19 protein-coding genes are annotated in these 19,277 nt (G+C 74.7%); 9 read left to right on the forward strand and 10 right to left on the reverse strand.

Going from position 1 to position 19,277, the window contains the following annotated elements; genetic code table 11:
* Positions 1-73: 73 nt before the first annotated feature.
* Genes ACFQ8E_RS12765 through ACFQ8E_RS12775 form a run of 3 tightly spaced genes read right to left on the reverse strand, consistent with a single transcriptional unit; the run spans position 74 to position 2,751 of the window.
* Positions 74-1,333 (reverse strand): glycoside hydrolase family 3 N-terminal domain-containing protein, encoded by a 1,260-nt coding sequence (locus ACFQ8E_RS12765; RefSeq protein WP_430550933.1) that lies wholly within the window; start codon positions 1,331-1,333, stop codon positions 74-76.
* Positions 1,330-1,794 (reverse strand): SRPBCC family protein, encoded by a 465-nt coding sequence (locus ACFQ8E_RS12770; RefSeq protein ID WP_430550934.1) that lies wholly within the window; start codon positions 1,792-1,794, stop codon positions 1,330-1,332. The genes ACFQ8E_RS12765 and ACFQ8E_RS12770 overlap by 4 nt, the downstream gene beginning before the upstream one ends.
* 39 nt (positions 1,795-1,833) lie before the next feature.
* Positions 1,834-2,751: a winged helix-turn-helix transcriptional regulator gene (locus tag ACFQ8E_RS12775; RefSeq protein WP_430550935.1), complete on the reverse strand. Its 918-nt coding sequence runs from the start codon at positions 2,749-2,751 to the stop codon at positions 1,834-1,836.
* A 132-nt stretch (positions 2,752-2,883) separates the two neighbouring features.
* On the opposite strand from ACFQ8E_RS12775, the gene ACFQ8E_RS12780 reads away from it, so the two are divergent.
* Positions 2,884-4,134 (forward strand): MFS transporter, encoded by a 1,251-nt coding sequence (locus tag ACFQ8E_RS12780; protein ID WP_430550936.1) that lies wholly within the window; start codon positions 2,884-2,886, stop codon positions 4,132-4,134.
* Here the strand turns inward: ACFQ8E_RS12780 and ACFQ8E_RS12785 are convergent, their stop codons facing one another.
* Positions 4,135-5,265, reverse strand: a complete 1,131-nt coding sequence (locus tag ACFQ8E_RS12785) for a threonine aldolase family protein (protein ID WP_430550937.1) — start codon at positions 5,263-5,265, stop codon at positions 4,135-4,137.
* On the reverse strand, positions 5,262-6,314 hold the full coding sequence (locus tag ACFQ8E_RS12790) for a LacI family DNA-binding transcriptional regulator (RefSeq protein ID WP_430550938.1): 1,053 nt from the start codon (positions 6,312-6,314) through the stop codon (positions 5,262-5,264). The genes ACFQ8E_RS12785 and ACFQ8E_RS12790 overlap by 4 nt, the downstream gene beginning before the upstream one ends.
* Positions 6,315-6,437: 123 nt before the next feature.
* On the opposite strand from ACFQ8E_RS12790, the gene ACFQ8E_RS12795 reads away from it, so the two are divergent.
* The gene (locus ACFQ8E_RS12795) at positions 6,438-7,595 is read left to right on the forward strand and encodes a Gfo/Idh/MocA family protein (RefSeq protein ID WP_430550939.1); all 1,158 of its coding nucleotides are present in this window, start codon (positions 6,438-6,440) and stop codon (positions 7,593-7,595) included.
* On the forward strand, positions 7,592-8,680 hold the full coding sequence (locus ACFQ8E_RS12800) for a Gfo/Idh/MocA family protein (protein WP_430550940.1): 1,089 nt from the start codon (positions 7,592-7,594) through the stop codon (positions 8,678-8,680). The genes ACFQ8E_RS12795 and ACFQ8E_RS12800 overlap by 4 nt, the downstream gene beginning before the upstream one ends.
* A gap of 67 nt (positions 8,681-8,747) precedes the next feature.
* Here the strand turns inward: ACFQ8E_RS12800 and ACFQ8E_RS12805 are convergent, their stop codons facing one another.
* Together ACFQ8E_RS12805 and ACFQ8E_RS12810 are read right to left on the reverse strand one after the other, a co-directional pair.
* Positions 8,748-9,902 (reverse strand): ScyD/ScyE family protein, encoded by a 1,155-nt coding sequence (locus ACFQ8E_RS12805; RefSeq protein WP_430550941.1) that lies wholly within the window; start codon positions 9,900-9,902, stop codon positions 8,748-8,750.
* Positions 9,903-10,030: 128 nt separating this feature from the next.
* On the reverse strand, positions 10,031-11,314 hold the full coding sequence (locus tag ACFQ8E_RS12810) for an endonuclease/exonuclease/phosphatase family protein (RefSeq protein WP_430550942.1): 1,284 nt from the start codon (positions 11,312-11,314) through the stop codon (positions 10,031-10,033).
* 134 nt (positions 11,315-11,448) lie between these two features.
* Between ACFQ8E_RS12810 and ACFQ8E_RS12815 the strand changes: the two genes are divergently transcribed.
* Together ACFQ8E_RS12815 and ACFQ8E_RS12820 are read left to right on the forward strand one after the other, a co-directional pair.
* Complete coding sequence (locus tag ACFQ8E_RS12815) at positions 11,449-12,372, forward strand: ribokinase (RefSeq protein WP_430550943.1); 924 nt, start codon at positions 11,449-11,451, stop codon at positions 12,370-12,372.
* A gap of 101 nt (positions 12,373-12,473) precedes the next feature.
* Positions 12,474-13,349, forward strand: coding sequence for a VOC family protein (locus ACFQ8E_RS12820; RefSeq protein ID WP_430550944.1), 876 nt, complete (start codon positions 12,474-12,476; stop codon positions 13,347-13,349).
* Positions 13,350-13,374: 25 nt separating this feature from the next.
* Here the strand turns inward: ACFQ8E_RS12820 and ACFQ8E_RS12825 are convergent, their stop codons facing one another.
* Positions 13,375-14,178, reverse strand: coding sequence for a class I SAM-dependent methyltransferase (locus ACFQ8E_RS12825; RefSeq protein ID WP_430550945.1), 804 nt, complete (start codon positions 14,176-14,178; stop codon positions 13,375-13,377).
* A gap of 150 nt (positions 14,179-14,328) precedes the next feature.
* Here ACFQ8E_RS12825 and ACFQ8E_RS12830 point away from each other — a divergent pair, with 150 nt between their 5' ends.
* The 4 genes from ACFQ8E_RS12830 (at position 14,329) to ACFQ8E_RS12845 (ending at position 17,354) form a co-directional block, all read left to right on the forward strand.
* On the forward strand, positions 14,329-14,847 hold the full coding sequence (locus ACFQ8E_RS12830) for a histidine kinase (protein WP_430550946.1): 519 nt from the start codon (positions 14,329-14,331) through the stop codon (positions 14,845-14,847).
* A gap of 76 nt (positions 14,848-14,923) precedes the next feature.
* On the forward strand, positions 14,924-15,763 hold the full coding sequence (locus tag ACFQ8E_RS12835) for a DUF4097 domain-containing protein (RefSeq protein ID WP_430550947.1): 840 nt from the start codon (positions 14,924-14,926) through the stop codon (positions 15,761-15,763).
* Between the two features lie 32 nt (positions 15,764-15,795).
* Positions 15,796-16,590 (forward strand): ABC transporter ATP-binding protein, encoded by a 795-nt coding sequence (locus ACFQ8E_RS12840; RefSeq protein ID WP_430550948.1) that lies wholly within the window; start codon positions 15,796-15,798, stop codon positions 16,588-16,590.
* On the forward strand, positions 16,590-17,354 hold the full coding sequence (locus tag ACFQ8E_RS12845; protein ID WP_430550949.1) for an ABC transporter permease: 765 nt from the start codon (positions 16,590-16,592) through the stop codon (positions 17,352-17,354). The genes ACFQ8E_RS12840 and ACFQ8E_RS12845 overlap by 1 nt, the downstream gene beginning before the upstream one ends.
* A 79-nt stretch (positions 17,355-17,433) precedes the next feature.
* Here the strand turns inward: ACFQ8E_RS12845 and ACFQ8E_RS12850 are convergent, their stop codons facing one another.
* Together ACFQ8E_RS12850 and ACFQ8E_RS12855 are read right to left on the reverse strand one after the other, a co-directional pair.
* The gene (locus tag ACFQ8E_RS12850; protein WP_430550950.1) at positions 17,434-18,651 is read right to left on the reverse strand and encodes an NAD(P)/FAD-dependent oxidoreductase; all 1,218 of its coding nucleotides are present in this window, start codon (positions 18,649-18,651) and stop codon (positions 17,434-17,436) included.
* 162 nt (positions 18,652-18,813) lie between these two features.
* On the reverse strand, positions 18,814-19,239 hold the full coding sequence (locus ACFQ8E_RS12855; RefSeq protein ID WP_430550951.1) for an Hsp20/alpha crystallin family protein: 426 nt from the start codon (positions 19,237-19,239) through the stop codon (positions 18,814-18,816).
* Positions 19,240-19,277 lie beyond the last annotated feature (38 nt).

Below are 19,277 nucleotides of genomic sequence, written 5' to 3' on the forward strand. Positions count from 1 at the left end.
AAGACCCGCGCCGCTGCCCGGGTCAACGAGGTTCGCCGAGGGCGGACCACGGGCCTCGATGCGGGGGCGGGCGTCAGCCGGCCGACGCGTCCTTGGCGGCCAGCACCCGGCGCGCGGAGGCGTCGACCTTCTTCGCGAACGCCGGGTCGGTGCGGGCCTTCGCGACCAGGGCGTCCGCCATCGCGGGCGCGACGGACGGGTCCGCGGACGCGAGCACCAGGTCCACCCCGGCGTCGACGGCGTCCACGGCACGCTCGCCGGGGGACCGGTCCTGCACCTGGGCGGCGGCCGACACGTCGTCCGTCATGACGACGCCGTCGAACCCCAGGTCGCCGCGCAGGACGTCCCCCACGACGACGGGGGAGAACACGGCGGGAGCGTCGGGGTCGATGCGGTCGTACACCGCGCTCGACATCATCACGTAGCGCGCGCCCGCCTCGATCCCGCGGGCGAAGACGCGCACGGACTCGTCGTCGCGGGTGGTGACGTCGTCGGTCACCCGGGCGTCGGTGTCGGTGTTCTGCGTGACGCGGCCGAGCCCCGGGAAGTGCTTGATCACGGGCTCGACGCCGGCGGCCCGCTGCCCGGCGCCGAACGCGTTCGCGGAGCGCACCACGGACCGCGGCGTGTAGCCGTAGTTCCGGCCGAAGTAGCCGATGGGCGGGTTGTCCGCGGCGGCGTCCTCGTCGACGAGGTCCATCACGGGCGCCAGGTTGAGGTTCACGCCGGCGGCGGCGAGCTCGTCGCCCCAGCCCCGTGCGCGCTTCTCCAGCGTGGCCGGCTTCCACGTGGCCTGCTCGGTGGCCTTCGGGATCTCGGAGAACCCCTGGCCCCGCAGCACCTGGACCAGGCCGCCTTCCTGGTCGGTCGCGACGAGCAGCGGCGTGCCGTGCGTCGAGCGGCGGGACACGAGAGAGGTGTACTCGTCGACCAGCTCGCGGGTCGCGTCCACGCCCGCCGTGCTGCGGCCGTGCAGGAACACGTTGCCCACGTGCTTGTCGCGGACCGACTCGGCGCTGACGGCGGCCGGGTCGCTCACGGACACCCCGACCATGAGCAGCTGGCCGACCTTCTGCTCCAGGCTCCAGCCCGCCAGCACGTCATCGGGGTGCTGGCTGCCGGTGGGCTCCGGGGTGGGGGTCGGGGTCGAGCTCGGTGAGGCGCTCGGTGAGGCGCTCGGCGACACGGTCGAGGGGCTCGGCGACGGCGAGCCCTGGGCGGCGGACGACGCCGGTCCGGGCGACGGCTCGGTGCCCGCGCCGGAGCACGCGGCGAGCAGGACGGCGGTGAGGAGCGCGAGGGTGACGGCCGGCGCCGGCCGGCGGGAGGTCACGCGTGCCGGGCAGGCGCACCGTCGCGGTGGGCGAGGGTCGCGAGCGCGTCCTGCCAGTGCGCCTGCGAGTTCGTCGCGTGCTGGGCCGTGTCGATGTTCTCCTGCCTCACGGACACGACCGTACCCGTCTCGTCCGGTTCGAGAGTAATGCGAATCTCGTGGTAGTTGTCCTCGACGTCCGCGAGCTCCGCCAGCGGCGAGAAGTGGGTGAAGTGCAGCAGGCGGGGGCGGTCGACGGCGATCACCACGCCCTTGTCGGCGAACTGGCGGCCGAAGAAGTGACCCTCGAAGGTGATCGGGCTGCCCGGCCGGAAGTCGGTCTCGATGTTCGCGCCCAGCATCCAGCGAGCGCCGGGATGCATGAGCTCGGCCCACACCCGCTCCGGCGGCTGGGTCACGTGCACCGACGCCTCGGCGACGTGCGGGTAGCGGTGGTCGGACGGGATGTAGGGGCTGGTCATGGTGGGGGTTCCTTCCGCCGGCTCCGGTTCGTTCCGACCCTAACGCCGGGTCCTCGCCGCCGCCGTCCCCGTCCCCGCCGACGGGGTGGCCGCCAGCTCGCGCACGAGGTCGAGCACGTCGTCGACCGACTGGGCGGGGTCGGTGACCGGCGCCTGCACGTGCCGCACGACGCCGGACGGGTCCACCAGGAGCGTGACGCGCTTGAGCCGGTCGGACCCGCCGGCGCGGAACACGGGCAGGCGCAGCGCGGACGCCGCGAGCCCGTCCTGGTCCGACGCGAGCAGGTAGGGGAGCGCGGCGTGGGTGGCGAACGCGGCCTGCTGCTCGGGGTGCTGCGTGCTCACGCCGAGCACCCGCGCCCCCGCCGCCTCGAGGTCGGCGTGCCGACGCCCGTAGGTGACGCACTCGAGCGTGCAGCCGGCCGTGCCGGGCACGTCGCCCCAGCGCGGCGGGTAGCCGTGGGTGCCGGGAGCGTACGCGCCGGGGAAGAAGAACAGGGCGGTCCACCGGTCGGGGTCCACGAGCCGCACGGTGGAGCCGTTGTGCGCCGTGAGGGCGACGTCGGGCACCCGCGTGCCCTCGAGCGCGCGGGCCCGCGCGAGGTCGCCGTCGCCCAGCGCTCCGCTGACCTCGCCGTCGCCCAGGACGAACCGCGTGCCCCACTCCTGCAGGGCGAGCAGCACGGGCAGCAGGCCCTCGCCGCGGGCGGTGAGCCGGTAGTCGTGGCGCGGCGGGCGCGCGGAGTACGGCACCTTCTCCAGGACGCCGTGCTCGACGAGGCCGCCGAGCCGCTCGGTGAGGGCTCGGCGCGACAGCCCCAGCTCGCGGTCGAAACCCTCGAACCGGGTGACGCCGGCGGCGGCCTCGCGCACGATCAGCAGGCTCTGCCAGTCGCCGACGACGCCGAGGGACTGGGCGATGCCGCACGAGCTGTCGGCAAGGTCCTCGCGGCGCATGGGGGTCATCCTCTCGCCGGGCCGGGGTGCGCGTCCATCCCGCGCCATAAGGTAAGTTCCAATCTGGAACTTACAACGACGGTCACGCCCCACCTGTTCCCGGGGCGGCCGTCCACAGCGAGGAGGTGGCCGATGGCCACGAGTGCACGGCCGTTCTGGACCTACTGGGCCGCGAGCACCACCAGCGGCGTCGGCACCGCCGTCACGACCGTCGCGCTGCCGCTCGCCGCGGTGACCGTGCTCGACGCCGGCCCGGTCGAGACGGGCCTGCTGGCCGCGTCGTCGTACCTCGCCTGGGTGGTGCTCGGCCTGCCCGCCGGCGCGATCGTGCACCGGCTGCCGCTGCGCGCCACGCAGGTGGTGGCCGACCTGGTGCGTGCCGCCGCGATCCTCGCCGTCCCGCTCGTGTGGTGGCTCGGGGAGCTGTCGCTGGCCCACCTGGTGCTGGCGGCGCTCGCGGTGAACGTGGCCGAGGTGTTCTTCTTCACCGCCAACACGACCTTCCTGCCGACGGTGGTGCCGAAGCACGAGCTGACCAGCCGCAACAGCCTTGTCTCGGGCACGCAGGCCGCCACGCAGCTCGGCGGGCCGTCGGTCGCGGGCCTGCTGGTGCAGGCGGTCGGCGCCGTGCCCGCGCTGCTGGTGGACGCCGTGACGTACGTCGTGTCGGCCCTGCTGCTGCGGCGGCTGCCCGAGCGGCGCGAGCCCGCCCTCGGCGACGGGGAGACGCGGCCCGGGATGCGGCAGATGATCGCGGAGGGCTGGCGGTTCGTGGTGCGGCACCCGGTGATCGCGCCGGCGACGTGGTGGGCCTGCGTCGTGAACCTCGTGTGCGGCGTGCAGGCGGGGCTGTTCGCGCTCTACCTGGTGCGCGACCTCGACGCCCCGCCCGCGATGGTCGGCGTGCTGCTCGCCGCCGACGGCGTGGGCTCCCTGCTCGCGGCGGCCGCCACGCCGTGGCTCGTGCGGCGTTTCGGGTCCGCGCGGGTGCTGCTGTTCGACGGGCTGTTCGGGTTCGCCGGTGCGCTGCTGATCCCGCTCGGCGCCGGTGCCGCCGGGTGGCTCTGCTTCGCCGTCGGCACGATGGTGTTCGGGGCGTCCGTGGTGCCGGGGAGCGTCGTGACGCGCACCTACCGGCAGGTGGCCAGCCCGCCCGAGCTCCTGTCACGGGTGATGGCGACCGTGCGGTTCGTCTCCTGGAGCATGATCCCCCTCGGGTCGCTCGCGGCCGGCGTGCTCGCCGCGCACGTGGGGAACCGGGCCGTGCTGCTCGGGTCCGCGTTCGTGCTGCTGCTCGGGCCCGTCATCGTGGGCCTCAGCCCCGCGCGGCGGCTGCGGAACCTCGAGGACCACGACGCCGCGACCCTCGAGCTGTCGCGGTGATCAGGCGAGGGCGTCGGCGGCCGCCGCGACGAACGCGTCGACCGTCCCCGGCGCCGTGTCCCAGGCACACATGAGCCGCACCTCGACGCGGCCGGGCGTCTCGCCGTCGGCCCAGTCGTAGAAGCGCGCGACGGCGCGCAGCCGGTCGGCGGCGGCGCGGGGAAGCGTGGCGAAGACGGCGTTCGCCTCCGTGGGGCGGGTGACGCGCACGCCGTCCTCGTCCGAGCCGGGGAGGGCCTCGAGCCCGGCGCGCAGCCGGGCCGCCATCGCGTTCGACTGCGCGGCGTTGCGGTGCCACAGCGGCTCGTCGTCGGCCGGGTCGCCGGGCTCGCCGAGCAGGGCGAGGAGCTGCGCGGAGACGAACCGCGTCTTGGACGCCAGCTGCATCGTCGCCTTGCGCAGGAACGGCACGGCGGCCGACGCCGCCTGCCGCGCGCGGGCGGACGCGGCGTCCGGGGTGTCGTCGGGCCCGAGCACGAGCACGGCCTCGCCGAGCATGCCGCCGTTCTTCGCGGCCCCCAGCGACACGACGTCGACGCCGGCGTCGGTGGTGAGCGCCCGCAGCGAGCAGCCGAGCGACGCGGCGGCGTTCGCGAGCCGGGAGCCGTCCACGTGCACGGCCATCCCCAGGTCGTGCGCGACGCGGGTGAGCGCGCGCAGGTCGTCGAGCGGGTACACCGTGCCGAGCTCGGTGGACTGCGTCAGCGACAGGACGGCGGGGTGCGCGCGGTGCACGTCGTCGCGCTGCCCGGCCCAGCGCGCGACGTCGTCGGGCGTGATCCGGCCGTCCGTCGACGGGCAGGCGAGCAGCTTGAGGCCGCCGACCCGCTCGGGTGCGCCGTTCTCGTCCGTGTTCACGTGCGCGACGTCGGACACGACGACGCCGCCCCAGCGCGGCGACAGGGCGGTGAGCGACACGACGTTGGCGCCCGTGCCGTTGAGCACCGGGAACGCGAGCGCCCCGGTGCCGAAGACCTCACGGATGCGGACGTCGAACCGGGCCGTCCACGGGTCGTCCCCGTACGCGACGGCGTACCCGTCGTTCGCCGCGGCGACCGCGGCCAGGACGTCCGGGTGCGCGGGCGCGTAGTTGTCGGAGGCGAACGGCGGGAGGGTGCGGGGCTCGGTCACGCGCCCAGGGTAGGCGGGTCGGCCGGGCCGGCGACGCCGCCGGTGGACTCGCGCCACACGATGCGGTGGATCGGCGCGCCGGGCCCCGGGCGGGGTTCGCCCCGCACGGTCGCGACCAGCCGGCGCATCGCGGTGCGGCCGGCCTCGGGGAAGTCGACGGCGACGGTGGTGAGGGACGGCATCATCAGCGACCCCATCTCGACGTCGTCCCAGCCGGTGACGACGAGGTCCCCGGGTACCGACCAGCCGCGCTCGGCGGCGCCGCGGACCACGCCGGCGGCGAGATGGTCGTTCGCGGCGATCACGGCCAGGGGCGGTGCGTCGGCGGGGAGCCCGGCGACCGCGCGGCGCGCGTCGTCGCCCGACCAGGAGCCGCCGAGGACGCCGAGGGACACGACGTCGCTCGTGGCGGGGTCGGCGGCCGCGCGCGCGACCGAGGCGAGGTAGACGTCGCGCCGTGCCCGGGCGGAGGCGTAGTGGTCGGGGCCGCCGACGTGCACGAAGCGCCGGAACCCCGCGGCGACGAGGGCTGCGACGAAGACCTCGACCGTGCCGGCGTCGGCGAGCTCGCCCAGGCTGCGCATCTGCTCGTCGAACGCCGCCTCGGCGACGACGGGGGTGGCGTCGTCCGCCGGCGCGGACGGGTCGGAGAGCACCTCCGGCAGCACGGGCACCAGGGCCAGGACGCCCTCGTACTGGCGGCTCGCGGCGAGCTCGTGCACGCGCGTGGTGCGCTGCTCCACCGTGCCGTCGATCGTGTGCGTCTCCATGACGTAGCCCTCGGCCTCGGCCACCTCGCCGGCGCCGGTGAGCACCCGGAGCTGGTGGTCCAGGGTCGCTCCGGTCACCACGGCGAGCCGGCCGGACCGCCGCGTGCGCATGGACCGCGCGGCGAGGTTGGGCCGGTAGCCGACGGACTCGGCCACCTGGAGCACCCGCTCGCGGGTGGCCGCCGAGATGGTGCCGCGCCCGGTGAGCGCGTAGGACACGGTCGCCTGCGACACCCCGGCGAGGCGCGCGACGTCGCGGCTGGTGGGCGGGTGGGACATCGCCACAGTATGACCTCCCTCACCTCTCGCCTTGACAGGTCGACGGCCCTCCGGCCACCCTGATCACCGTCGCATGATACGTATCATGCCGGACCGCCAGCTCGCTGTTCCATCGGAGGAACCATGCTCACCATCGGGATCGTCGGCACGGGCGGGATCGCCCGGGCGCACATCGACGGCTACCAGCGCTTCGGGGAGGAGTGCGAGATCGTCGCGCTGTGCGACCCCGCCCCGGGGCGCGCCGAGGCCCTGCGCGCGGAGCTCGGGCTCGACGGCGCCCGCGTCTACACCGACGCCGCCGAGATGCTCGCCGCCGAGCAGCGCCTCGACCTCGTCAGCGTCGCGACGCCGCCGTCCACCCACGCCGCCCTGTCGATCCAGGCCCTGGAGGCCGGTGTCGACGTGCTCGTCGAGAAGCCGATGGCGCCGTCGCTCGAGGAGTGCGACGCGATGATCGCGGCCGCGAAGGACAACGGGCGCCTGCTGTCCGTCGTCGCGCAGAACCGCTTCCGCGACGACATCGCGACGCTCAAGGAGGTGCTCGACTCCGGCCTCGCCGGCCCGGTCACGCACGCGCAGGTCAGCTCCGCCTGGTGGCGCGGCACCGAGTACTACGACCTGTGGTGGCGCGGCACCTGGGAGCGCGAGGGCGGCGGCTGCACGCTCAACCACGCCATCCACCACCTCGACATGACCCTGTGGATGCTCGGTTCCCCGAAGGCCGTGACGTCGGTGCTCACCAACGCGGCGCACGAGAACGCCGAGGTCGAGGACCTGTCCGTGAGCGTGCTGCAGTACGACCGCGCGCTCGCCGAGGTCACCGCCTCCGTGGTGAGCCACGGCGAGGAGCAGGCCATCGTCGTGCAGGGCCGCGACGCCCGCGTCTCGCAGCCGTGGAAGGTCGAGGCGAACCTGGCCAACCCGAACGGCTTCCCCGCCGACGAGGACGACGTGGAGCGCGTCGCGCAGATCGAGGCCGTCGCGGCGGCGCACCGGCCGCTGGAGCACACCGGCCATGCCGGGCAGATCGCCGACATGCTCGACGCCGTGCGCGAGCGCCGTCGTCCCGCCGTCGACGGCGAGGACGGCCGCCGCGCCATCGAGCTGGTCACGGCGATCTACGAGGCGGGCATCGAGCGCCGCACCGTGGACCTGCCGCTGTCGCCGGACGACCCGTTCTACCGCACCGGCACCCTCGTGGAGCGGGCGCCGCGGTTCTTCGAGAAGACGGCCTCGGTGGGCGAGCTGCCGGGCGCGATCACCGTGGGGGCGAAGGCATGAGCGCGAACCCGACGGGCACCGCCAGCGGCGCCGCCTACGCGCCGAACCCCGTGCCCGCGCCCGTCGTCGAGCCGGGCGAGTTCGTCTTCGCGGCGACCAGCCTCGACCACGGCCACGTCTTCGGCATGTGCGAGGGGCTCGCGGGCGCCGGCGGCACGCTGAAGTGGGTGTACGACCCCGACCCGGCCAAGGTCGAGGTGATGCGCAGCAAGTTCCCCGACGTGCGGGTCGCGCGCAGCGAGGCCGAGATCCTCGACGACGCCGAGGTGCGCCTCGTCGCGGGCGCCGCGGTGACCTCCGAGCGCGCGCCGCTCGGGCTGCGGGTCATCGAGGCGGGCAAGGACTACTTCACGGACAAGGCGCCGCTGACGACGCTCGACCAGCTCGCCGCCGCCCGCGAGGCCACGGCCCGCACCGGCCAGAAGTACGCCGTCTACTACTCCGAGCGCATCCACGTCGAGGCCGCCGTGCTGGCCGAGCAGCTCGTCGACCGCGGGGCGATCGGCCGCGTGCTCCAGGTGATGGGCCTGGGCCCGCACCGCCTCGGCACCGGCCGCCCGGACTGGTTCTTCGAGAAGGAGAAGTACGGCGGCATCCTGTGCGACATCGGGAGCCACAACTTCGACCAGATGCTGCACTACGCGGGCGCGAAGGACGCGGAGATCAGCCACGCCGCCGTCGCGAACTACCACCACCCGGACCACCCGGAGCTGGACGACTTCGGCGAGGCCGGCATCGTCATGGACAACGGCGCCACCGGGTACGTGCGCGTCGACTGGTTCACTCCGGACGGCCTGAGCACGTGGGGCGACGGCCGCACGATCATCCTCGGCACCGAGGGGTACATCGAGCTGCGCAAGTACGTCAACGTCGGCACCGGCGAGGGCGGCGGGCACGTGTTCCTCGTCGACGGCGAGGGCGAGCACCACCTGGTCGCGGACGGTCAGGTCGGTTTCCCCTACTTCGGGCAGCTCATCCTCGACTGCCTGGAGCGCACCGAGAACGCGATGACGCAGGAGCACGCCTTCAAGGCCGCCGAGCTGAGCGTCCTCGCCCAGCAGCAGGCCCGGGTGCTCACGCCCTGACCCGACCGCGCTGATCGGGCCGGTCGGGACCTCGGTCCCGACCGGCCCGACCCGTGTCGCCACGGCGTCAGCGATGCCCGTGGTGGTGGTGCTTCGCGTGCAGGTCGATGCTGACGAGACGGCCCTGCGGCGGGTCGGTCGGCCCCGCCGTCGGGTCGAACGCGTTCGCCGTCGCGAGGAGGCCCTTGCCGGACCACTCGACGGCGCCGGGCACGTCGATCGCGACGACGGACCGCGGCCCGCCGTGCTTCACCGTGCTGATCCGGTTGCCGAACATCTCGGCGACGTACACGTCGCCCTTCGGCGAGACGGCGAGGTTCGTGGCGCTGAGGAAGCCGCCCGCGACCTTCCGCACCGACCCGGTCCACGGGTTCACCCGGTAGACCGACCCCCGCGCGCCGAGGCTCTCGTCCTCGGGCCCGCCGGGCAGCGTCGAGACGTAGAGCCGGCCCCACGGGCCGATCTCGACGTCCGTGGGGACCGGCTCGAACCAGTACGTCTCGCCGACGACGCAGTCCGGCAGGCCGAACATCGCCGCGGCCTCCGCGGTGACGACGGCCGGCTGGGCGGGCAGCACCGCGACGGTCCGCACGCGGCCGCGGTCGCTGACGGACAGGATCGCGTTCATGCCCGCGTCGGCGACGAAGGTCGTACCGCGGGCCTGCGTCGTCGCGTACGGGTGCGAGTCCTGGATGCCCTGGTACAGGACGGGGATGCCGTCCGGCGGCGCCTGGTCCAGGCAGGACTGGTCGACGTCCCGGAAGCCGTAGGTGACGTCGCCGTCCGGGTTGTTCGCGTTCTCGTACGCGCGGATGTCGGCGAGGGTGCGTGCCTGTCCGACCGGGTTGCCGTGCCGGTCGAGGCGCAGGGTCTTGATGCTCGAGGCCACCGGGCCCTGCTGGTCGTCGATGAGCGTCTCGGTGAAGGCGAGGCGCCGGTCGCGGTACGAGACACCGCCGACCTCCTCGCCGTTCGCGGACGCGTGGAGGACCGAGGTGCGGCCCCGCCGGTCGACCTCGGTGAGCAGGCCGGCGAAGTTCTGCGTGACGTAGTTCGTGCCCTTGGCGCCGGCAGCGGCGCTGAGGGGACTGACGAGGCCGGTGGCCACGTCGGTGACGGTCGGGGGCTTCGGTGCGGGCTTGCCGCCGTGGGCGGCGGCGGGGCCGGCGGCGAGCAGCAGCGCCGTCGCTGCTGCGGCGGCCGCGGTGAGGGCGCGTCTCATGGGATCTCCCGGGCTCGACGGTGAGGGACACAGCACCTTCGAGCGTGCGACCGCCCCGGGGCGCTCGCCAGCGACCCCGGGGCGCTGCCCGGGTGATTCCCCGGGCATCTTCCGGGCGGGGCCACGGCTCAGCCGGCGCGCAGGTCCACCCACACCAGCCGGTGGTCGCTGGACGGGAACGGGTAGGTGCCGGTGAGCCGCGACAGCGGGTCGGCCCGGGTCGGCCAGAACACGCCCGCGTCGCGCACCTTCAGGCCCTTCGACGGCAGCACGTAGTCGGCCCGCAGGTTGCCCGGGGCGGTGTCGGCGAAGTCGGCCGTGTCCAGGGCGGGGTCGCCCCGGTGGGTCGCGTTGGCGCCGCCCTGGAGGGCGGCCGCCTCGACGGCGCCGTCCGACGTCGGCCGCGGGTCGGTGATCCGCGGGTGGTCCAGGAGCTGGTCGACGGCCGCGTCCACGGAGTCGCCGTCGAACGGGTCGGCGTTCTGGTCGCCCAGGATCACGAACCGCGCGCCGGGCTGCAGCCCGCCGCGCCGGCCGTCGTCGTCGTAGACGTAGCGCGACGCCCTGCCGGGCGTCACGTAGTCGGCCCAGAAGCGGATCTCGTCGTGGTTGCGCCGGCCGTTGCGGTCCTCCGGCCCGTCGAACGTGGGCGGCGTCGGGTGCGAGGCCAGCACGTGCACGGTCTGGCGGCCCACGCGGACCGGCACGTCCCAGTGCGACTTGCTGGACAGCCGCACGACGTCGAGCTCCTCGGGGGAGTACCAGTCCGCGGGCTCGGGCGTGGCCGGGTCGTCGGGCAGCAACGCGCCCGGCATGTCCTTCCACAGGAAGTGCTGGAACGTCCGCACGCCCGACGTGTCGATCGGGTACTTGGACAGCACGACCATCCCGTACTGGCCCTCGAACTCCCCGAAGCCGAAGGCGTCGTTGCCGCCGCCCACCGTGCCGCTGTTGTCCAGGTCGAGGCCGCTGGGGATCCCCGTGTTCGACGGCGCGGTGTACGCGTAGCGGTAGCGCACCGGGTCGGCGCCGCCCTGCGACACCTCGAGGTAGTGCTCGCGGAACCCGTCCACGCTCGCGTGGTCGGCGTCGAAGTCGAACTCGTTGAGCAGGACGACGTCCGGGTCCGCGCGCTGGATCACCTCCGCGACCGTGCGCGCCTGCGGGTCGTCGCCCGTGGCCAGGTCGGCCCGCAGCTCGCCCTCCGTCGCGCGGTTCAGCGACAGGTTGTACGTCGCCACGCGCAGCGAGCGGTCGGGACCGTGCCCGCTGCCGTGCCCGCCGTCGTGCCCGCCGCCGCCCCCGTGGGCGCTCGCGGCGAAGGGGAGGAGGGCGGTGGGGAGGGCCACGGCCAGCGCCGTGGCGGCGGTGAGGGTGCGTCGTCGCAGGGTGGGCCTGGTGGGCGTGATCACGCGGTCGACGCTAGCGCCGGCCGGTGACGCGCGCCTCAACGGTGCGTGAACGTCGGTCGCGGAGCGAGCGCGGGCGCCCCGTGTGTCATCGTGTCCGGGGCGTGAGGGTCACGCACGACGGCGAGGTGACGAGAATGCGTTCGGTGACGCCATCGACCGCTCGCGTGGTGGTCGTCGGGTCCACCAACGCGGACCTGCTGGTCGGCGTCGCGGCGCACCCGGCACCCGGCGAGACGGTCCTCGGGCACGGCATGCGGGTCATGTCCGGCGGCAAGGGGGCCAACCAGGCCGTCGCGGCCGCCCGGCTCGGCGCGGACGTCGCGTTCGTGGGCGCGGTGGGCGACGACGAGTTCGCCGACGCGGCGCTCGCGGGGCTCCGGTCCGCCGGGGTGGACCTCGCGGCGCTGGCGGTCGTGCCCGGGCACCGGACCGGCATCGCGATCGTCACCGTGAGCGACGACGGCGAGAACTCCATCGTCGTCGTCCCCGGCGCCAACGCGGCCGTCGACGAGGCCGTGGTGGGTGCGCACGCCGGGCTGGTCGCGGCCGCCGGGACCCTCGTGCTGCAGGGCGAGATCCCGCGGGCCGCCATCGAGGCGGCGGCCCGCACCGCGCGCGGACGGCTCGTCGTCAACCTCGCCCCGGTGCTCGACGTCGACCCGGACGTGCTGCTGCGCGCCGACCCGCTGGTCCTCAACGAGCACGAGGCACGGCTGGTCGCCGCCGCGCTGGACGTCCCGGCGGGTGACGGCGAGGAGGCGCTGGTGCGGGGGCTGCTCGCGCGCGGGGTGCGGTCGGTCGTGCTGACGCTCGGGCCCCGCGGCGCGCTGGTCGGGCAGGGCGGCGACGTGACGGCGGTCCCGGCGCCGCGGGTGCGCGCCGTCGACACCACGGGGGCGGGCGACGCGTTCGTCGGCGCGCTCGCCCACGGGCTGGCGCGGGGCGACGGGCTCGTCGACGCCGCCCGGACGGCGGCCCGCGTCGGCGCGTACGCCGTGCGGTCGCCCGGCGCGCAGGCCTCCTACCCGTCGGCGGACGACGAGCTGCCCGCGGTGTGACGTGCGGTGGCGACATCGTGGCGACGTCGTGGCGACGTGGTGGCGACGAGACCGTCGCCGTCGTCGGGCGAGATGTCGGAGGGCCTGTGCAGGGTGGGTCCATGGTGCACACCTACCCGCACGGGGTCCCGAGCTGGATCGACCTGGAGGTCGCCGACGTCGACGCGGCGCTCGCGTTCTACGGCGCGCTGTTCGGCTGGCGGTTCACCGAGAAGCTGCCGCCGGGGGCGCCCGGGCGCTACGCCGTGGCGTCGTGGGACGGCACCGACGAGACGGCGATCGCCGCCGTCGCCACGCCCGACCCGGGGTACGACGGGGAGCCGGCGTGGCACACGTACCTCGCCGTCGACGACATCGAGGCCGCGGCGGCCCGCGTCGCCGAGCTGGGCGGGGTGGTGAGCTCGCCCCCGCAGCAGGTGGGCCCGCCCGGGCAGGCCGCGGGATGGATGGCGCGCATCGTCGACCCGGAGGGCGCGCCCAGCCGGCTCTGGCGGGCCGGCACCCGCGCCGGGGCCCAGCGCGTCAACGAGCCCGGCACCTGGAACTTCAGCAACCTGCTCACCCCCGACGTCGACGCCGCGCTGCGGTTCTACGGGCCGCTGCTCGGCTGGGAGCGCAGCGACGACCTGGGCGCCGGGATGGCGCGCGTGCGGGGGTACGGCGACCACCTGGCCCGCACCGTGGACCCCGGGATCCACGAGCGGCAGGAGTTCGTCCCGCCAGGGTTCTCGGACGTCGTCGCGGGGGTGCTGCCCGCGGACGGTCCGGCCCGCTGGTCGGTCGTCTTCGCGGTGGCCGACCGCGACGCCGCCGCCGAGGCCGCCGAGCGGGCGGGCGCCGTCGTGCACGCGACCCAGGACACCGAGTGGACCCGGGAAGCGACGATCCGCGACCCGTTCGGCGCCGACCTCGTGCTCTCCCAGTTCGCCCCGCCGCCGGAGTTCGTCGCCGCCGAGGCCGACGCCGGGAGGTCCTGAGCCGGCGGGGGACCGCCGGGGCGCGTCAGGGCCGGCGCGCCTGCACCCACATCACGGGCGTGTCCATGAACGTCGCGCGGCCGACCTCGCGCGCGTCCGCGAGCCCGGCGTCCGTCAGCAGGCGCTGGATGCCGCCGTCGGCGTTGTCCTCCCGGTGCTGGTTCGCACCGATCCCGCGGTGGTGCCGGTGGCCGCCGCGCCCGTGCTCGCCGTCCGCTGGTTCGCCGTGCCCGTGCCCGCCGCCGTGCCCGTGCCCGCCGTCGTGCCCGTGCCCGCCGCCGTGCCCGGGCGCGTCGAGGTCCGCGACGGTGACGGTGCCGCCGGGGCGCAGCACGCGAGCGAGCTCGGCGGCGAACCGGCGCTTCTCGTCCATCGGCACGTGGTGCAGGGCGAGGGAGGAGAGCACGTGGTCGACGGTGCCGTCGGCCGCGGGCAGCCGGTCGGCGAAGCCCCGCACGAGCGTGAGCGAGCCGCGACGCCCCACCCGCCGGCGGCGGGCCTTGCGCGCCGCGCGGCGCAGGGCGGCGCCGTCCGGGTCGAGGCCGGTCACCGCGGCGTCCGGTACCGCGCGCAGCACGGCGAGGGAGAGGTTGCCGGTGCCGCAGCCGACGTCGAGGACCCGCTGCCCGGCGGCGATCCCGGCGAGCTCGACGGTGCGGCGGTGCAGCCGCCCGGCGCGCCGCCACCAGCTCTGCACGTCGTACCAGGGCATCTTCCAGGCGCTGCTCATGCCGGGCAGGTAGGCGCGGTCCGTCTCGTCCGGGCGGACGTCGTCGAAGAGGCGCACGCCGCGCACCGTGGTGTCGGGGCCCTCCGGGGATCTGGTCACGACGCCACGCTAGTCCCGCGACCGGTGACGTGCTCCTGACCTGCGACGACGCGGGCACCCCGCCCCTCTGACACCAGTCGACATCAGCGTGACATCAGAAATGACGTCAAAGGTCTTGCCATGACACCACGGTGGTGTCATAGTGGAGCCATGGACCTCACGAGATATGTCGACGAGCTGCAGCAGCAGCTCGGCACCGCAGCCGCCGCCGGCGGGGACGAGGCGCGGGAGCTGGCCTCCCGCCTGACCGCCCCCCTCGACGCGGCCGCCCGGCTCGTGCTGCTCGAGGCGCTGTCGGACGCGGCGGGGGAGATCTCCGCCGAGCTGGCCCCCGGCTCGGTCGACATCCGGCTCCGCGGCGGCTCGCCCGAGTTCGTCGTCGCGGTGCCCACCCGGCCCTCCGCCGTCGCCGCCGCCCCCGAGGCGGACCACGCCCCGGCGGCGCCGGCCGCGGAGGCCGAGGGCGGCGCCACCACCCGCACCACCCTGCGCCTGCCGGACCACCTGAAGACGCAGGCCGAGACCGCCGCCGCCCGCGACGGCGTCTCCGTCAACACGTGGCTCGTGCGCGCGGTCGCCGCCGCGCTCGAGCAGTCCACCGGACGTCCGGCCGCGCAGGCCCGTCCGCAGCAGCGCGGCTCCGGCCGCGTCACCGGCTGGGTGCGCTGATCCCCTCGCACGGCCCCGCACCGCACCGCCCCCGTCCCCCCTGACACCACACCGACACCACTGTTGGAGCCCCGTCATGCCCACTTTCCCCGCCACCCAGCCCGTCCCCGTCCTCGTGGACGTGCCGTTCGCCAACGTGCACGTCGTCGCCGGGGAGCGTGACGACGTCGTCGTCACCGTGCTGCCCACCAACGCCAAGTCCGGCAGCGCCCGCGCCGCCGAGTCGGTCCGCGTGGACCGGGACGGCGACGCCGTCTCGATCACCTACCCCGGCTCGTGGAAGCAGTACGTGCTGCCCTTCGCGTCCGGCACCGCCGACATCACCGTCGAGCTCCCCGAGGGCTCGTCGCTGAGCGGCAAGGTCGGCTCGCTCTACGCCGAGGGCACGCTCGCCGCCGTCGACATGACGCTGTCCGCCGGCAACGCCCGCGTGGACGACGTCGAGCGGCTGGACCTCAAGCTCTCCGCCGGCTCCGCGACCGCGGGCCGCGTCACCGGCTCCCTCGACGTCAAGGTGAGCGCCGGGTCCGTCTTCGTGGACGAGGTCCTCGGGGACGGCACGATCCGCGCCAGCAACGGCACCACGACCGTCGGCTCCGTCACCGGCACCCTCGAGGTGCTCGGGGCGCACGGCGACATCGCCGTGAGCCGCGTGCGCGGCACCCTCACCGCGAAGTCCGCGCACGCCAGCATCCGGGTCAACAACCTGGAGTCCGGCGACGTCACCCTCACGTCCTCGTTCGGGTCGATCGAGGTCGGGGTGCCCGAGGGCACCGCCGCCTACCTCGACGTCTCGTCCGAGAACGGCTCCGTCCGCAACCTCCTGACCCCCACGGACGGGCCGGTCGAGGACGAGGCCACCGCAGAGATCCACGCCAGCACCGGCTTCGGCGACGTCGTCGTCCGCCGGCCGTGAACCACTCACCTCGCAGAATCGGAGAACCGGACATGACCACCGCCCAGTCCGACGGCGCGGCCCGCGCCGCGATCCACGTCCAAGGCATCGAGAAGTCGTTCGGCGAGCTGCACGTGCTGCGCGGGGTCGACTTCGACGTCGCCGCCGGGAGCATCTTCGCCCTGCTCGGGTCCAACGGCGCCGGCAAGACCACGCTGGTGCGCATCCTGTCGACGCTGCTCAAGGCCGACGCGGGCACCGCCACCGTGCACGGGCACGACGTCGCGGCGAAGCCCGGCGACGTGCGCGAGTCGATCAGCCTCACCGGCCAGTTCGCCGCCGTCGACGAGGTCCTCACCGGACGCGAGAACCTGGTGCTCGTGGCCCGGCTGCGGCACCTGCCCCACCCCGGGGAGATCGCCGACGACCTGCTCGCCCGGTTCTCGCTCACCGAGGCCGGCGGCCGCCGCGCGGGGACCTACTCCGGCGGCATGCGGCGTCGTCTCGACATCGCGATGAGCCTCATCGGCAACCCGCCGATCGTGTTCCTCGACGAGCCCACCACGGGACTCGACCCGCAGGCGCGGATCGACGTCTGGCAGACCGTCAAGCAGCTCGCCAGCAACGGCACCACCGTGCTGCTCACCACGCAGTACCTCGACGAGGCCGAACAGCTCGCCGACCGGATCGCGATCCTGCACCAGGGAACGATCATCCAGAACGGCACCCTCGCCGAGCTCAAGCAGCTCCTCCCGCCCGCCAAGGTCGAGTACGTCGAGAAGCAGCCGTCCCTCGAGGACGTCTTCCTCTCGCTCGTCGGTGCGACCGGTACCGAGAAGGAATCCTGATGACCACCCACGCCCTCGCCGACACCCGCACCCTCACCGGGCGCTCCCTGCGGCACATCCTGCGCAGCCCCGACACGATCATCACCACCGCGGTGACCCCGATCGCGATCATGCTGCTCTTCGTCTACGTCTTCGGCGGCGCGATCAACACCGGGTCCGACGAGTCGTACATCAACTACATGCTGCCCGGCATCCTGCTGATCACCATCGCGTCGGGCATCGCGTACACGTCGTACCGTCTGTTCCTCGACCTGCAGGGCGGCATCGTCGACCGCTTCCAGTCCATGCCGATCGGCCGGTCGAGCGTCCTGTGGGCGCACGTGCTCACGTCGGTCGTGGCGAACATGGTCTCGGTCGCCATCGTCATCGCGGTCGCGTTCCTCATGGGCTTCCGCACGGGGGCCTCCGTGGGTGCCTGGTTCGCGGTGGCGGGCATCCTCGCCCTGTTCACTCTCGCCCTGACCTGGCTGGCCGTGATCGCGGGGCTCTCGGCGAAGACGGTGGACGGCGCGAGCGCCTTCAGCTACCCGCTGATCTTCCTGCCGTTCATCAGCTCGGCGTTCGTGCCCACCGACACGATGCCCGGCCCGGTGGCCTGGTTCGCGGAGAACCAGCCCGTGACGTCCGTCGTCGACACCGTCCGGGCCCTGTTCGCGGAGCAGCCCGTCGGCAGCGACATCTGGGTCGCCCTCGCCTGGCTCGTCGGCATCCTCGCCGTCTCGTACGGCCTCGCGGTCGCGATCTACCGCCGCCGGATCGGCTGACCCGACAAGGAGCGCCGGCCGGGCCCCATCGGGCCCGGCCGGCGCTCCGTCGTGTCGGCGTCTCTGGTCGGGTCGCGCGTCAGGCGACCGGGACGACGTCGTGCGGCGCGGTCTCGCGCCGCGCGCGCAGCACCTCCTGCCGGCGCGGGTCGCCGATGAACGCCGGGTACCGGACGCTGCCGGGCCGGCGCGCCTCCCAGACGAGGCCCTGGACCGTGCTCCTGCACACGAGCTCCTTGAGCCAGGCCCCGGCGCGCGCGCCCAGCCGCCCGCCGAGGAACGCGCGCACGGGGACGTCGCCGCGCCGGGCGAACTGGAACAGCCCGGCGCCGCGGCCGAGGCTGAGGCACTGCCCGACGAAGCCGACCACGGCCGGCGCGGGCTCCGTCCCCGCGAGCCGGGCGAGCACGGTGTCCGCCGCGGCGCCGCCCAGCTGCCCGGCGGCCTGGCAGCTCATCCGGAACGGCAGGTCCGACGGCGCGGCCGCGTCGCCGGCGGCGACGATCCGCTCGTCGTCGACGCTGGTCAGGGTCTCGTCGGTGCGCAGGCGGCCCTCGGCGTCGGTGCTCAGGCCGCTGCGGGCGGCGAGGTCGGGGACGCCGAAGCCGGCCGTCCAGATCGTCACGTCGCTGGGGAGGTCGCGGCCGTCGGCGAGCTGCACGGCGTCGGCCGTCACGGCCGTCACCACGGCGGCGGGGCCGTCCACGACCGTCACGCCGAGGCGCACCAGCTGCGCGAGCACCGCCTGCCGGCCCTTCGGGTGCAGGTACGGGCCGGCCAGCTCGCCCGCGACGAGCGTCACGGTGCGTCCCTGCTCCGCCAGCTCCGACGCCGTCTCGATGCCGGACGGTCCCGCGCCCACCACCGTCACGTGCGCGTCCCGGCCCATGGCGGCCAGCTCGGGAGCCAGCCGGTCGGCCTCTTCCAGGCTCGCCAGCGGGTACGCGTGCTCTGCCGCGCCCGGGACCGCCGGGGCGGCGCTGGTGCTGCCCACGGCGTACACCAGGTAGTCGTAGCCGAGCGTGCCGCCGTCCGCGAGCACCAGCCGCCGCCCCGCCGCGTCGATCCGCTCCACGGTGGCGACCTCGAGCCGTACCGCGTCCGCCAGCACCCGCCGGTAGTCCACGACCGCGTCGTGGGACCCGGCGATCCGCTGGTGCAGCCGGATCCGCTCCACGAACGTGGGGCGCGCGTTCACCAGCGTCACGGCCACGTCGTCCCGCTTCGTCAGACGGTTCGCCGCCGTCACCCCGGCGTACCCGCCGCCCACCACCACGACCTGCGTCCTGTGCGACATCTCGTCTCCTCGGTCCGTCTTCGTCCGTCTTCTCATCGGTTGCTCACGGTGACGACGAGACGCGGGGCGCGGGCGTGACGGCGTCCTGTCCGGGGACGACGACGGCGCCCGGTCGCGGGTGCGACCGGGCGCCGTCGGGCGGTGCCTGAGATCAGCCTGGGATCAGGCGCTGGTGACCTCGATGCGCTGCGGCGTCGTGCCGGCGAAGACGCCGGCGACGGTGACCGTCAGGACGCCCGCGTCGTAGGACGCGGTCACGGCGTCGCCGTCCACGGCCTTCGGCAGGGTGACGACGCGGCGGAAGGCGCCGAAGCGGACCTCCGAGATGCGTCGGCCCTCGGACTCCTCCGAGCGCTGGTCCTTGCGCTCGCCGCGCACGACGAGCTTGCGTCCCTCGACCTCGACGGTGACGTCGTCGGCCGGGTTCACGCCCGGCAGGTCGAGGCGGGCGACGAGGTCCTCGCCGTCGCGGTACACGTCGGCGGCGGGCACGGGGCCTTCCGTCCGGGACAGGTCCGTGAGGCGCGGGGTCCACAGGTCGCGGAGCCAGGCGTCGGCGAACGGGGTGCGGGTCAGGGTGGTGGTCATGCTGTCCTCCTCCAGGTGAGTTGCTGCTGACCGGTTCA

The sequence above is a fragment of the Isoptericola sp. NPDC056573 genome, assembly GCF_042793335.1.
Taxonomy (GTDB): domain Bacteria; phylum Actinomycetota; class Actinomycetes; order Actinomycetales; family Cellulomonadaceae; genus Isoptericola.